Annotated in this window: 13 protein-coding genes; 8 read left to right on the top strand and 5 right to left on the bottom strand. The window is 45.8% G+C overall.

What is annotated here, in order from left to right:
- The first annotated feature begins 58 nt into the window (after window positions 1-58).
- The gene (gene ygfZ, locus QUB52_RS00550) at window positions 59-1111 is read left to right on the top strand and encodes a CAF17-like 4Fe-4S cluster assembly/insertion protein YgfZ (RefSeq protein ID WP_332972140.1); all 1053 of its coding nucleotides are present in this window, start codon (window positions 59-61) and stop codon (window positions 1109-1111) included.
- A 244-nt stretch (window positions 1112-1355) separates the two neighbouring features.
- On the opposite strand, the gene QUB52_RS00545 is transcribed toward ygfZ, so the two are convergent.
- Entirely contained in the window at window positions 1356-2174 is an 819-nt protein-coding gene (locus tag QUB52_RS00545) for an FkbM family methyltransferase (protein ID WP_332972141.1), read from the bottom strand.
- A gap of 207 nt (window positions 2175-2381) precedes the next feature.
- Entirely contained in the window at window positions 2382-2885 is a 504-nt protein-coding gene (locus tag QUB52_RS00540) for a hypothetical protein (protein WP_265239950.1), read from the bottom strand.
- A 312-nt stretch (window positions 2886-3197) separates the two neighbouring features.
- Between QUB52_RS00540 and QUB52_RS00535 the strand changes: the two genes are divergently transcribed.
- The 5 genes from QUB52_RS00535 to QUB52_RS00515 all read left to right on the top strand — a co-directional run bounded on the left by QUB52_RS00535 (window position 3198) and on the right by QUB52_RS00515 (window position 8773).
- The gene (locus QUB52_RS00535; RefSeq protein WP_265239949.1) at window positions 3198-3440 is read left to right on the top strand and encodes a hypothetical protein; all 243 of its coding nucleotides are present in this window, start codon (window positions 3198-3200) and stop codon (window positions 3438-3440) included.
- Between the two features lie 130 nt (window positions 3441-3570).
- Window positions 3571-4653, top strand: a complete 1083-nt coding sequence (locus QUB52_RS00530) for an ATP-dependent 6-phosphofructokinase (protein ID WP_265239978.1) — start codon at window positions 3571-3573, stop codon at window positions 4651-4653.
- 251 nt (window positions 4654-4904) lie between these two features.
- A complete protein-coding gene (locus QUB52_RS00525; RefSeq protein ID WP_332972142.1) occupies window positions 4905-6353 on the top strand; it encodes a YcjF family protein in 1449 nt (482 codons plus the stop codon).
- A gap of 321 nt (window positions 6354-6674) precedes the next feature.
- Window positions 6675-8129 carry a GTP-binding protein gene (locus QUB52_RS00520; RefSeq protein WP_332967851.1) on the top strand — a complete coding sequence of 485 codons (1455 nt, stop codon included), beginning with the start codon at window positions 6675-6677 and terminating at the stop codon, window positions 8127-8129.
- On the top strand, window positions 8126-8773 hold the full coding sequence (locus QUB52_RS00515) for a type I restriction endonuclease subunit R (RefSeq protein WP_332972143.1): 648 nt from the start codon (window positions 8126-8128) through the stop codon (window positions 8771-8773). The genes QUB52_RS00520 and QUB52_RS00515 overlap by 4 nt, the downstream gene beginning before the upstream one ends.
- A 97-nt stretch (window positions 8774-8870) precedes the next feature.
- On the opposite strand, the gene QUB52_RS00510 is transcribed toward QUB52_RS00515, so the two are convergent.
- On the bottom strand, window positions 8871-9560 hold the full coding sequence (locus QUB52_RS00510) for a hypothetical protein (protein WP_265239945.1): 690 nt from the start codon (window positions 9558-9560) through the stop codon (window positions 8871-8873).
- A gap of 142 nt (window positions 9561-9702) precedes the next feature.
- Window positions 9703-10566, bottom strand: coding sequence for a TlyA family RNA methyltransferase (locus tag QUB52_RS00505; protein ID WP_265239944.1), 864 nt, complete (start codon window positions 10564-10566; stop codon window positions 9703-9705).
- A gap of 295 nt (window positions 10567-10861) precedes the next feature.
- On the opposite strand from QUB52_RS00505, the gene QUB52_RS00500 reads away from it, so the two are divergent.
- Window positions 10862-11071, top strand: a complete 210-nt coding sequence (locus tag QUB52_RS00500) for a hypothetical protein (protein WP_265239943.1) — start codon at window positions 10862-10864, stop codon at window positions 11069-11071.
- Window positions 11072-11184: 113 nt separating this feature from the next.
- Here QUB52_RS00500 and apcB read toward each other — a convergent pair whose 3' ends face one another.
- A complete protein-coding gene (gene apcB / locus QUB52_RS00495) occupies window positions 11185-11694 on the bottom strand; it encodes an allophycocyanin subunit beta (protein WP_265239942.1) in 510 nt (169 codons plus the stop codon).
- Window positions 11695-12051: 357 nt separating this feature from the next.
- Between apcB and glnA the strand changes: the two genes are divergently transcribed.
- Complete coding sequence (glnA, locus tag QUB52_RS00490) at window positions 12052-13473, top strand: type I glutamate--ammonia ligase (protein ID WP_265239941.1); 1422 nt, start codon at window positions 12052-12054, stop codon at window positions 13471-13473.
- The last annotated feature ends 157 nt before the right edge of the window (window positions 13474-13630 follow it).

The raw sequence follows: 13630 nt of genomic DNA, 5'->3' as shown, positions 1-13630 counted from the left end.
TCAAACTCAGCATAAATCATTCAATACACGATCGCTAAGATCTTAAATCTCAAATCCTATGCTAATTCAAGAATTGCACGACATTCAAGCCGCCGCCGGTGCTACTTTTACAGAGTTAGCAACCACAGAAACAGTCCCCGTTAGTTTTGGTAACGACGCAGCGGCCATCGTAGCAACTAAACAAGGTGTAGCTTTGTGCGATCGCACTCACTGGGGACGCATTCAAATCTCCGATAGCGATCGCCTGCGGTTCCTACACAATCAAAGTACCAATAACTTTAATATACTCAAACCCGGTCAAGGTTGCGACACCGTTTTCGTCACATCTACCGCCCGGACGATCGACCTCGCCACCGCCTATGCTACAGAAGATGCTGTAATATTGCTAGTTTCAGCCAACCGCCGCCACCAATTACTCGAATTGCTCGATCGCTACATTTTCCCAATGGATCGCGTAGAATTAACAGATCTAACCGATACAAAAGTTGCTTTCAGTCTCCTCGGCCCGGAAAGCACTCAACTACTAGAAAAACTCGGAGTTACCGAACTTGAAAATCAACCCTACGCTACTCATAAATCGATCGACTTTGCAGGTATAGAAGTCAGAGTTGCGGTTGGTAGCGGTTTAGCCACTCCTGGATACACCTTAATTGCCGCAGCCAGCGATGCAGCCCGCCTGTGGACTGAGTTAGTCAAAGCTGGGGCCGTACCGATGGGCGATCGAATTTGGGAACAACTACGCATCGAACAAGGCCGCCCCGCCACAGATTTTGAACTCACCGACGATTACAACCCCCTAGAAGCGCGCCTGTTAAACACAATTACCTACGACAAAGGCTGCTACATCGGCCAAGAAACAATTGCCAGATTAAACACCTACCAAGGAGTCAAACAGCAACTTTGGGGCGTGCAATTGAGCGGCGCCGTTGCACCCGGAACAGTCATCACCATCGGAGAAGAAAAAATAGGAAAACTCACCAGTTTTACCAAAACAGAATCCGGCTTTTTAGGTCTTGCTTACATCCGCACCAAAGCCGGAGGCGAAGGACTGAAAGTGCAGCTAGGAGAAATTGCCGGAGAAGTAGTAAACCTGCCTTTTTTAAATTTGTAACTATTTTTGTGGAACGGGCATCTTGCCCGTTCCAAAATTCAATCAAAAGAACTTGTGTAAGAGATATTATAGATTCGTAGTGAGGAATTCAGTCCGCATAAATCATAGGACTGAAGTCCTCACTACAAACCCAAAGTATTTTACATATAGCGGTTTTCAAGCATGGTGAAGTATGCCCTATGCCCTATGCCCTATGCCCTATACCAGAAGCGTACCTCATCTTTCTGAGAAAGGCTATAACATATCAAATAATAACATAATCATCGCTCAAAACCGCTTTACTCACCTGCGGTTCCGGCTCTACGGGGTCGCTGTAATAAGCATCAATGTGTTTGATAAAACTTTCCCGATAAGTTTTCAAATGCGAGTTAAGTGCTTCGATATCCTGCTCTTTTTTCGCGTAACTGCTATCTCTTCTAAATTGACCAGATTCCTTAACAAAAGCCATATCAATTTGCCACAAAGCTGCATCAATCGGGCGATAGGCTAAATCAACAATATCGTAAGCTGCAAATCCTTGGGACTTCATAAAACTCATTACCTCATACATCTGAGCAAACAAAGTAACTTCTACAATTACATATTCAGTCTGCTGCAAAATCTCAGTTGCTCCCGCTAAAACATCTAATTCCTTGCCGTCTACATCAACTTTAATTAAATACGGGCCCGGTAAATTTCGTTCCCTGCATATGCCATCCAGTGTAATAGCTGGAATGTTTCTCAAATAAGGATTGCTGCTATCAGTAATGGGATGTTCCGAAATCGCAGAATGCACCATACCTGGACTGACACTGAGAGTGCAAACTCCCGATTCTTTGGCCGCCGCAGCAATAATGTATTCTGCACTTTTGAGCTTGCGGCAAATTTTGGCGAGGTAAGGTTCATTTTCGGCGATGGGTTCAATTAGCAAATGTCGCGCATTGGGGAAAGTTTCGTAAAGGTTAAATGTTCCCAATGCCGCGCCGACATCAATCACGGTTTTTGGCTCAAAACCTAATTTTTTCGCCAGCATTAAGCTGCCTGTCATGGTGTTTCTGAGAATTCCTGTTTGTTGTTCGCTCACAATTTTTATCCTGATTTTAATAAGATGGACTAACTTAATATTACGTCTAGTCGCAAAATTATTATATGTCATTGCGAGGAACGAAGCAATCGCAATCATCTGCGATTACTTCGTTCCTCGCAATGACGGATGAAGCAGCGATACAATAAATGAAATGTGTTAGAGATTGGGCGAACGGTAGGGTTTATTTCTCAACCTACCCTGCTATTATTTCGCCGACTTCTGCGCCTTTTTTTCCGATTCTACTGATTGCAAAGCTTCGTCAAGAATTGCCCGTGCTTCTTCAGCTTTTCCCCTAGCTTCTCGATAGCGGACATTAGCTTGAGCGAAATTTTTGAGAACCTTGAAACCGTCTTTGAGACGACCAATTTCCTCGGCAGTTACAGGCTCATCTGTAAACAAAATATCGATCGCCTCCCGGATTTTTAGGGCTTCTTCGCGGGATTCCATCACCTTCAATTTGAGACTTGCCAAATTGCTCAAAATCTGCACTGCTTCAGTAATTGCGTCCTCACCGTCAGACACAGAAGCATCTTCGATCACTTCAACAAACTGCTTGGGTCCAAATCCTTCTGCGAGCTCTGTAGGTAGCTTACCTTCATCCATCAGCAGCATCAGCCGATCCATCGCTTCTTCGCGGGCTTTCGCTGAATCTTTCCCTTTGACAGTTAAAATAATTTCGGGGCTTTGAGGAAGTGTATAACGAACCATATTTTGACCACAAGTATGCGAAAACAATTGAATGATATTTTATCTTGATTCGATCGCCTGTTGCAGCTATCCATCCGCCCCATTACCAGAAAGAATTGGTTTAAAGCCTGAACCCTTGTAGGGAGAGATTAAAATCAGACTATTGATTACTCCAATCCTCGGACTTCTTTTGTCAAGTGCTGTCAACCCAACGACTGGCTCCCCTCGGCTTCGCTCAAGCCAAGCTGTCAACTGTCAACTGTCAACTGTCAACTGAATGAACAACCGCTTGCCAAAACTCGACAAATATACACTCAAAAGGAACCCTCGACCATGAAAGATAAAATTCTTAACTTCCTCAACTTGATTCTAGTAGCGGATGTATTTTTCGTCTTTGCTATTTTTGCGTGGTTTGTGATCGCCGTAGCAGGGCGATCGACCGGGGTGAATCTCGGTTTCGATTTATGGTACAGTCTGTGGCAGCCCGTATTTAATCCCGCTCTCGGCATTCTCATGGGCGGTGCAATTCTCAGCGGCATCATTAACCAAGTTTCTAAACGCCTCAATCCCAAGTAAAATTTATGTTGTATTTGAGACGGTGATTTGGGACTTTTGAGCCACTAAATTAGGTCGAAAATCAGGATTGAACGAATCGGGATCTAAAAATATCAACTCATGTTCTGAGCAACAAAAGTCTGGCTTAATTATGGGAGAACAAAAACGTATCGGCATTCTCACCAGCGGGGGTGACTGTGCCGGCTTAAACGCAGTGATTCGAGCCGTTGTTTACCGCGCCACGGAAACTTACAATTGGCAAGTGATGGGTATTCGTCAAGCCACCAAAGGGTTGATGAGTCGTCCTCCCGAAGCAATTGCGTTGAATGTGGAAAAAGTAGACTCCTGGCTGACCATTGGCGGTACGATGCTAGGGACTACAAACGAGGGCAACCCTTTCGCCTTCCCGATGCCTGATGGGACTGTGCGCGATCGCTCTGATGACATTATCGAAGGCTATCATCAACTAGGTTTGGATGCCTTAATTGTCATAGGTGGCGATGGCAGTCTAGCCATTCTCAGGAAGATTGCCAAACAAGGCAATTTGAATTTAGTTGCTATTCCTAAAACTATTGATAATGATGTCGGAATTACCGAGCGATCGATCGGTTTTGATACTGCTGTCAATATTGCCACAGAAGCACTAGACCGCTTACATTTTACCGCAGCAAGTCACAGCCGCGTGATCATTGTTGAAGTCATGGGACGCGATGCCGGACATATTGCAATTAGTGCCGGAATAGCTGGGGGAGCTGATATAATTCTGATTCCCGAAATTCCTTACAAAATTTCCCAAATTTGTGCCAAAATCAAAGAACGCCAAGACCGTGGAAAAACCTACTGTTTAATTGTAGTAGCGGAGGCAGTTCGCACAGAAGCAGGCGAATTAGTAATGCACACAAATCGCTTAGGTCAAAGTCGATTAGGCGGAATCGGTCAGTATTTAGCTGATACAATTTCTGAATGTAGCGGTGCAGAAACCCGCGTCACCGTTTTGGGACACACTCAACGCGGGGGAACACCTTCTTCGCTAGAAAGATTAATTGCTTCTGCTTTTGGCGTCGCAGCAGTTGATTTAATTGCCGAAGAGAAATTTGACCGCATGGTATCTTGGCAGCAGCGAGAAGTTGTCAGCGTTCCATTGGAAGATGCGATCGCCAAATACAGACCCGTAGACTTCGATGGTACTCTGGTTAAAACGGCGCGCGGTTTGGGAATTTGTTTGGGAGATTAGACAATTACCCGTCCGATTTCTCAAAGATTAACAGTTTGTAGTAATGACTTCACTTTTTTCTTGCTTAACTCAACTGCAAGGACTGAAGTCCTTACTACAAAAATTTTGCACTTGTCCAAAAACTTTAGGGTGTAATCCGCACGGGTAGCCCGATCGCCAGTTTGGATGCCGCAGAGTTACCATAGAAGATAGTCCGGGATGCCAAGCCCGGTAAGGTTAAGCTTGGCGATAATACCCACAGGAAGGGAAAAATGACACTTAACTTGCGGCGACCGATTTTGATAGGCGGAATAGGACTTTCAGCAGCGCTGTGGCTGTTGGAAACTCTCCAGCATTCGGGTTCAGAAATGGGCGAAACGGCACTCATCGGCTTGGCGGCAGCCGGTGCAGGGTATTGGTGGTGGAAACAACAATCCCCCAAACTCGAACTCGCACTCCCGCAACCCCTGGCCAACCGGGAAGCAGCCGAAAAAGCGATCGCGACTGCCGAAGCAGCAATTAAACTACTCGCCTTGGAAGCTCAAAACTCGGCAAATCCGGCTCATCTAACAGCAAAGCTCGATCGACTCAAAGCCGAATTAGACCGACAAGACTTGCGGATTACCGTCACAGGCGGCAAAGCAGTCGGTAAAACTGCCTTAATTCAAGTTCTAAACTCTAATTGGGCATCTCAACAGCCACAAAAGCAGATTTTCTCAGAAACAGCAGCGCTGTTTGCCAATACAACAAATATCGATACCAAAATCGGCGGTGATTTAGTGCTGTTTGTGACAGCGGGCGACATCACCGATTCCGAGTTTAAAACATTATCTCAACTAGCGTCCGCAGGTCAGCGCGTGCTGCTAGTCTGGAACAAACTAGACCAATATTTGCCAGCGCAGCAGTCGCAGGTTTTGAACTCTTTGCAGCAGAAAATGCAAGGAATATTGGGGACAGAAGATATAATTGCGATCGCAGCTTCCCCGAATTCTATTAAAGTGCGGCAGCACCAAGCGGACGGCACATTTAAAGAACGCATCGAAAATCAAGTCTCTCAACTTGAGTCGCTGACAGCAAGATTGACTCAAATTTTAACTCAAGAAGGGCAACAGTTGGTCTGGGCGAGTGCCGTGCGCGAGGCTGCAAGTATCAAATTAGAGGCGAAAACTTTATTAAATGTCGTTCGGCGCGATCGGGCAATGCCCATCATCGAACAATATCAGTATATCGCCGCCGCCGCCGTTTTTGCTAACCCAGTTCCCGCCTTAGACTTGTTAGCAACAACCGCCATCAGCACCCAACTCGTAATCGACCTCGGCGCTATCTACCAGCAAAAGTTTTCCTTAGACCAAGCTAAAACAGTAGCGGGAACTTTAGCAACCCAAATGTTCAAACTGGGATTAGTAGAACTGTCTACCCAAACTATTACGGGACTGCTGAAAAGCAATGCCGTTACCTATGCAGCAGGAGGCGCGGTGCAGGGAATTAGTGCAGCATATTTTACCAGAATAGCTGGACTGAGTTTGATTGAATATTTCTCAACTCAAGAATTGGAAAATGCTAAAGGCATCTTCAATCTTACGGAACTGACGAAAACTTTGCAAGCAGTATTTATGCAAAATCAGCAAGTTTCCTTCTTGCAAGCTTTCATCAACCAAGTTGCAAGTCGTCTCTCGCCTCAGACATCTGGGCCCCAGGTTGTTAATTCGGCCGCCAATTAAATAGTCCTGGAGGCAAGGGCGGCCAGGAACCTTGTCTGTCTGACGATTAGGGCCAGATCCCCCCTAACCCCCCTTGCAAAAGGGGGGGACAAGAGCATTCTCAAAGTCCCCCTTCTTAAGGGGGATTTAGGGGGATCTGGCCTCGGCAGTAAACGAGATATACAAAGGGTTTGACGTGGTTGTTAACAGGCCTTGACAGTTCCGTGTCCCTACATAACTCCCAAATAAACAGCTAGAAATTTATCAAAAATTGTATTAAAATAAGAAATAGAATGTTATATTTCGACGCTCAATTACATTGCTTAAAAAAGCCGATCGCCAATGGCTGACAATTCCCTTCAAGAAAATCGCCTATCCCTAGCCCGCGCCAGTTTGCGCCAAGCCCTCGCGCGCTACTCCCACCTGCGCCAAGGCAAAAAAAACTCAAATAATACAGAATTAGAAGCCGCGCTGCAAACTCAGTTAGATATTTTAACTTCTACCTCGGAAAAACTTGACCATAATGTCATTCGCATTGCTACCTTTGGTCTTGTCAGTCGCGGCAAATCAGCCGTATTAAACGCACTTTTAGGTCAAAAAATCCTGCAAACAGGCCCTCTCAACGGCGTGACTCAGTGGCCGCGTTCCGTGCGCTGGACAATTCCCTCTATTCCCACCGCCGAAGGTACAGAAAAAATCCAAGTAGAATTAATTGATACTCCCGGAATTGATGAAGTTGGCGGCGAAGTGCGCGGCGAAATGGCCAAACAAGTAACTCGCCAATCTGACTTAATTCTGTTTGTTGTAGCGGGCGATATCACTCGCACTGAATATCAAGCTTTGTGCGAATTGCAAACAGCTCAAAAACCGCTGATTTTAGTTTTTAATAAAATTGACCTGTACCCAGAATTAGACAGAAAAGCTATTTACCAAAGTTTGCAAGCGCTGGGAAATTCCGAACAGTTAGCAGCCGATGCGGTAACAGATGCAACAGATAAAGGAGATTTGGACGATCGACCAAACAACATCCCTCCTGATAAATCTACAGCAAAATCACCCGCTAAAATTGCCAAATCCTTAGAAATAGTCATGGTAGCCGCCGAACCCGCACCGGTGCAAGTGCGCGTCGAATGGTCAGATGGAAGTGTTACTAACGAATGGGAGTCGCCTCCCCCCCAGATAGACCAACTCAAACACAAGATTTTGACAATTCTTAACAGAGAAGGGCGATCGCTCCTCGCACTCAATGCTTTAGTAGAAGCTAGGGATGCCGAAGCAAATATTGCCCATCAAGTTCTCAAATTGCGGCAAACAGAAGCCGACGATTTAATCTGGCAATTTGCAAAATATAAAGCCTTAGCGGTAGGCTTAAATCCCGTTGCTTTCCTCGATGTAATGGGAGCAACAGTCGCAGATTTAGCCTTAATTCGCTCTTTATCCAGACTTTACGGTTTACCCATGACTGGTTACGAAGCCGGGAAACTTTGGCAAACCATTTTCTCCAGCGCAGGCGGCGTACTTTTGGGAGAATTAGGTAGCAGTTTCCTCTTGGGATTTGGTAAAAGTGCAGCGGCTGTCGCCCCGCAAATCGGCTTTTCTACCTTCGCCGGAGTTGCTGTCACTCAAGCTAGTTTAGCAGCTTACGGAACCTATGCTGTCGGTCGCGCCGCCCAAGTTTATTTAGAAAAAGGCTGCACCTGGGGCCCGATGGGACAAGATACCGTCATTCAAGAAATTCTAGCTACCATCGAGCGTAATACAATTATCGATCGCTTGCAGCAAGAATTTAAAATATGACACAAACAACAGCCATTACTGAAATTATTGCAACTTTAGCAGATGTTGAATCTCGATTCAGGATTACGCGCACTGAATCCGAGGGATTTTTTCCCGAATGGTATGCAGATTTGCCCGAAATTACAGAAGCTGATAAAAGTGCTCTCAATTTAATTCGGCGGCGATATCTCTATCATCTCAATGATGGAAATCTGACAGAAGGAACTGTCACCCTAATCATGGGTTCGCCTCTATTGGAACGAGCAGGTTTTTACGATTCACCTTTTAAAATGACTGCTGAAAAATCTGTAAGAATTGTTTTAGAGGAGGAGGATGAGGAAGTAGAAACTCTCAAGGGACGGATTGATGTTTTAGTGATGCAAAATCAGTTCTGGGTGACACTCTTAGAGTCGAAACGCACCACCATTTCAGTAATGTCTGCACTTCCCCAAACACTAGCATACATGACAGCCAATCCTCGGAAGGATAGACCGAGTTTTGCTGCGATGACAAATGGCAGTGAAATTGTATTCGTCAAGCTAGACTTTCAGAATCTACCTCAATATGACTTATCAAGAATATTTTCACCGCTTCCTTTAATGAATGAACTTTATACTGTTCTTCAAGTCTTAAAAAAAATTGGTCAACTGATTACTGAGTCCTAAAAATTGCAGAAGACTCGGCGGTTCAAACCGCCGAGTCTTATCTTCAGTCTGCGGAGGCAGACTTCGTTTGTATAGTCGCGGTTTCAACCGCCGAGTCTTATCTTCCCGCGATTCTCACACCTTCCCTAAAATGAACAATCGTCGCAATTACCGCGATAGAAAAATAAAATAGTCTAATCAGCCAAAAACAAACCCGCATTGACCAAGAAACAATCGTCGGAGCCACACCCGTTAACTGCACAAATCTGGAATTAACTTTTTTTTCAAAGCTGTCGAGGTCTTTCATTTCAGATTGTTTGGTCGGAATCACCGGAAACTGACCAGTGTATACGTAATAACCGAGAAAACCCTGCAATCCTACCTTTCTCTGCAAAAATGAGTTAGTTAATGTTGCAGTATCCGCAGGCAATAAGTTATCTGATTCCCCTACTTTTTCCAGCCAAGCATTATATCTAATAGCTGGCGTACTCATAAAAACCAAGGGAACTATAACTATCAACAAAGCCGCACTAATTTGCCGTCCATATTGAGGAATCAAAAGTTTTGTAGCCACGCCAAATCCCATGCCGATAAAAGCAAATATTAAGATATTTAACAGTTCAATAATTTCGATGCCCCTCAACAAATCACCGATAATTAGAATTGTATATAATAATTTGTCTGCCAGCAGCAGAGCTGCGAATTTGATCAGAATTGAAACGCCTACAATAGTAGCTGCAATCGCTAAATACCCGATGCCACCTAGGATGTACAGGAAAATCGAACCGGCTTGTTTTAATGGCTGCATGGAATTATTCACTAAGTGAAAGTTTAGGAGTCTGATTGACAAAACAATTTGAAATTTTAGATAAATCTGGAGTTCTAAATTTGAATTGTAAAATTGATTAGCTCGATCGGTTGCAGTCAATCTCAAATCTCAAATCTCAAATTTACAATCGATTGACAAGTTCCCGCGCGGCCGCTTTGGCGACTTCTGATATCCGTTCCTTCACAACACCTTCTTCGTTAGCGCAGCCCTCGAAGAGGATCGCACTTTCGTCTGGTTCCGGTTCGCGATCGATCCCCAACCATAAAAGATACTCGATATTACCAGCCGGGCCAAGTAAAGGCGACCACGTTAAGCCTTTTTCCTGCCATCCTAAAGCTGTAGCTGCCTTCCACACTTGAAAAATCGCATCGGCTTGAGTTGCTGAGTCTCTGACTACGCCTTTTTTCCCGACGCGATCGCGCCCAACCTCAAATTGCGGCTTTACCAACAATACCGCTTCTCGCGGCGGTGCCAACAATTCCCACAGCGCCGGTAAAACCTTATCGAGGGAAATAAACGACACATCCACTACCGCCAAATCTGCTCGCCCAGACTCCCCATAAAGTTCTGTAGCCGTCATGTACCGCAAATTGGTGCGTTCTTTCAAAATTACCCTCGGATCGTTACGCAAGCGCCAATCTGCTTGACCGTAGCCCACATCTACGCCGTAGACTAGAGTCGCGCCGGCTTGTAGCAGACAGTCGGTAAAACCGCCTGTGGAAATGCCGCCGTCGAGACAAATTCTGCCCGCGACGGGAATCGCAAAAACTTCTAAAGCTTTGGCTAATTTGTCGCCACCTCTGGAAACGTAGCGCGATCGCTCTTTAATCTGAATATTTGCTGCAATATCAACCTCAGTCCCTGGTTTGTCAATTACCTGCTGGTTGATGGAGACTTTCCCAGTCCGAATCAAGGCCTGAGCTTGTTGTCGGGAAGTGCACAAATCTAGGTCTACCAATAAAGTGTCTATTCGTTGTTTAGCCAAGGTTTTTAATCTGTACGGATCGGGTTTAGGACAGTATCAGATTAGCACTTACGCACAAGCCCGACTGCTGATTTTTGGCTACCATCTGGTTTTCCCAGTAGAAGCTGGCCTTCTTCGCCCACCGCCATTTTTTCCGGGTTTTCCAGATCTGGTGGGCGATCGCCCTCACCTCACATTATGTGACTGAGAACGCTCTCCGTGTTGAGTTCAATCACAGACAAACATTCGTAGAATCACACAAAAACTTTGGCGAATAGCGGATTATGTAGCTACAGGTCAAACGGTTACAAATAAAATGCGATCGATCATAAAAAACTTTAACTTTCCAATCAGAAATCCGGGCTTTTGTCAAGAAAATCCCCTGGCCTTCGTCAGCGGTAACATCATCCACATCCTTTACGCAAACGGCGAAGTAGAAGCCACAACCGCCGAACAAGTCGATCGCGGCCAAACTAAAAATCCCCTTGATAAATGCCTCGTCTGGGGATGTATCGGCGATTTTTAACCCATAAAAAAGATCGCTTGGAGGCACGGATGCCCAAAAAAGCGATCGATCCAACGGCTCCTAACTGCAAGCCACAAATACAATTTGCTGCTAAAAGAACCAGCTTGCTTGACTTAAATATCTTGTTCGCTCAATTCGCGAATCATGTAATCAAAAGGCTGTTCCAGAAAAGGCCCCACAGACAAGCCGGCAGCTTCCACCTGAGCCTTAACCATCTCCTTCATAATGCCGATCCCCATCACAGTCGGGCCAATGGGAACGCTCAGAGAATTGTAAGTTTCCCGCAAACCTTGCAGCACGCGCTCGTCCAGCACATCGGTACTTCCAGCCACCAGGGCGTAAGTAGCGTAGCGCAAGTAGTAGTCCATATCCCGCAAACAAGCCGCGTAGCGACGAGTCGTGTAGGCATTTCCACCGGGACGGATCAGTTCGGGCTGTTCAGCAAATAGCTGAATACCAGCTTGCTTGACAATTTCCGCAGCATTGCTGTTAATCGCAGCCGCCGCCTGTACCCGTGCTGTGCCCGTTGCAAAATAAGATTTCAACCGATCGATACCATCTCGGTCTAAATACCTACCAGCAACATCATAATTTTCAATCAGGCTCGTCACTGCATCGCGCATAAGTTTCTCTCCCAAAAATCTTTATCAATACTTTTCTATCTGAGATAGACCGCCTATTGTAGACTACTACAAATCGGCCTTTGATTAAGATTTGAGATAGGATTTGCACAGAGGGTAGTCCCTCCCCAGCAACTGACCGCAAAGTTCAGCCTTTTGCCTTAGATCAACAGCCGAAACATAGACCAGGCAAGAATCACGAACTGCCCGCCCGCACTGGGCGCACTTTGAATATTTTGTATCTTTTGCTACAAAAACGTGGTTACTGAAAGCCTACGATCGCCCAAACAGTCTAAAATCTGCCGTTAGCGAAGCCCTCGAAGAGGATCGCCAAGACACAACTAACATCAGGAGTAAGTCATGTTCCAGACACCCCAAGAAGCCCTAAACTACATAAAAGAAAATAAAATCCTGATCGTTGACCTAAAATTCATCGATATGCCGGGGATCTGGCAACACCTTTCCCTGTACCACGACCAAATCGACGAAACAGCCTTCACAGACGGCGTACCCTTCGACGGTTCCAGCATTCGCGGCTGGAAAGCCATCAACGAATCAGACATGACAATGGTCATCGATCCTACCACCGCGTGGATCGACCCCTTCATGGCAGAACCCACCATCAGCTTCATTTGCAGCATCAAAGAACCCCGCACCGGCGAACCATACGGTCGCTGTCCCCGCACGATCGCCCAAAAAGCCATAGACTACTTAAATACCACCGGCATCGGCGATACAGCATTCTTTGGCCCGGAAGCAGAATTTTTCATTTTTGACGACGTTCGCTTCGACCAAACCCAAAATTCCGGGTACTATTACGTAGACTCGATCGAAGGTCGCTGGAATTCCGGCAAAGAAGAAGCAGGCGGCAACCTCGGTTACAAACCACGTTACAAAGAAGGTTATTTCCCAGTAGCACCAACCGATACCTCTCAAGACATGAGAACGGAAATGCTGCTGACAATGGCAAAATGCGGCGTACCAATCGAAAAGCACCACCACGAAGTCGCCACCGGCGGTCAATGCGAACTCGGTTTCCGCTTTGCAACATTAGTCCAAGCCGCTGACTACTTAATGACATACAAATACGTCATCAAAAACGTCGGCAAAAAATACGGCAAAACCATCACCTTCATGCCCAAACCGCTGTTTAACGACAACGGTTCGGGGATGCACGTTCACCAGTCGATTTGGCAAGACGGCAAACCGTTATTTGCAGGCGATCAATATGCAGGTTTCAGTCAAATGGGACTGCATTACATCGGCGGCATTCTCAAGCACGCGCCGGCACTTTTGGCACTCACCAACCCGACGACTAATTCCTACAAGCGTTTAGTTCCGGGCTTTGAAGCTCCTGTAAACTTAGCTTATTCTCAAGGAAATCGATCGGCATCAGTGCGGATTCCGTTGTCTGGTACCAACCCCAAAGCCAAGCGGTTAGAATTCCGCTGTCCCGATGCCACATCCAACCCCTATTTAGCCTTTGCAGCTATGCTGTGCGCCGGCCTAGATGGCATCAAGAATCAAATCGATCCGGGCGAACCTTTGGACGTGGATATCTACGACCTTTCCCCTGAAGAATTGAGCAAAATTCCTTCAACTCCCGCTTCCTTGGAAGCCGCTTTAGAAGCTTTAGAACAAGACCACGCTTTCTTAACAGAAACAGGCGTCTTTACCGAAGACTTCATCCAAACCTGGATTTCCTACAAACTCGACAACGAAGTCAACCCGATGCGGTTACGTCCTCATCCCTACGAGTTTGCTCTCTACTACGATTGTTAGGAAATTAAGCATTAAAAATGGCATAATTCCCATTTATAATTCTTAATTAAAAAGAACGCCGCCCTGAAAAGCGGCGTTTTTTTGGAGTTTATATCAATTATGAAAAATTGCCACATAGAAATTATAGGCGATAATTTGTAGGGAAACGGCACGGTGG

Source organism: Microcoleus sp. A6-C6, assembly GCF_036705955.1.
Taxonomy (GTDB): Bacteria; Cyanobacteriota; Cyanobacteriia; order Cyanobacteriales; family Microcoleaceae; genus Microcoleus.
This window is presented reverse-complemented; position numbering and strand designations above follow the sequence as displayed.

Coding starts and splice junctions, on each gene's coding strand:
- ygfZ (WP_332972140.1), top strand. CDS start 59: ATGCTAATTCAAGAATTGCACGACATTCAAGCCGCCGCCGGTGCTACT.
- QUB52_RS00540 (WP_265239950.1), bottom strand. CDS start 2,885: ATGGTTCGTTATACACTTCCTCAAAGCCCCGAAATTATTTTAACTGTC.
- QUB52_RS00535 (WP_265239949.1), top strand. CDS start 3,198: ATGAAAGATAAAATTCTTAACTTCCTCAACTTGATTCTAGTAGCGGAT.
- QUB52_RS00530 (WP_265239978.1), top strand. CDS start 3,571: ATGGGAGAACAAAAACGTATCGGCATTCTCACCAGCGGGGGTGACTGT.
- QUB52_RS00525 (WP_332972142.1), top strand. CDS start 4,905: ATGACACTTAACTTGCGGCGACCGATTTTGATAGGCGGAATAGGACTT.
- QUB52_RS00520 (WP_332967851.1), top strand. CDS start 6,675: ATGGCTGACAATTCCCTTCAAGAAAATCGCCTATCCCTAGCCCGCGCC.
- QUB52_RS00515 (WP_332972143.1), top strand. CDS start 8,126: ATGACACAAACAACAGCCATTACTGAAATTATTGCAACTTTAGCAGAT.
- QUB52_RS00510 (WP_265239945.1), bottom strand. CDS start 9,560: ATGCAGCCATTAAAACAAGCCGGTTCGATTTTCCTGTACATCCTAGGT.
- QUB52_RS00500 (WP_265239943.1), top strand. CDS start 10,862: ATGCGATCGATCATAAAAAACTTTAACTTTCCAATCAGAAATCCGGGC.
- apcB (WP_265239942.1), bottom strand. CDS start 11,694: ATGCGCGATGCAGTGACGAGCCTGATTGAAAATTATGATGTTGCTGGT.
- glnA (WP_265239941.1), top strand. CDS start 12,052: ATGTTCCAGACACCCCAAGAAGCCCTAAACTACATAAAAGAAAATAAA.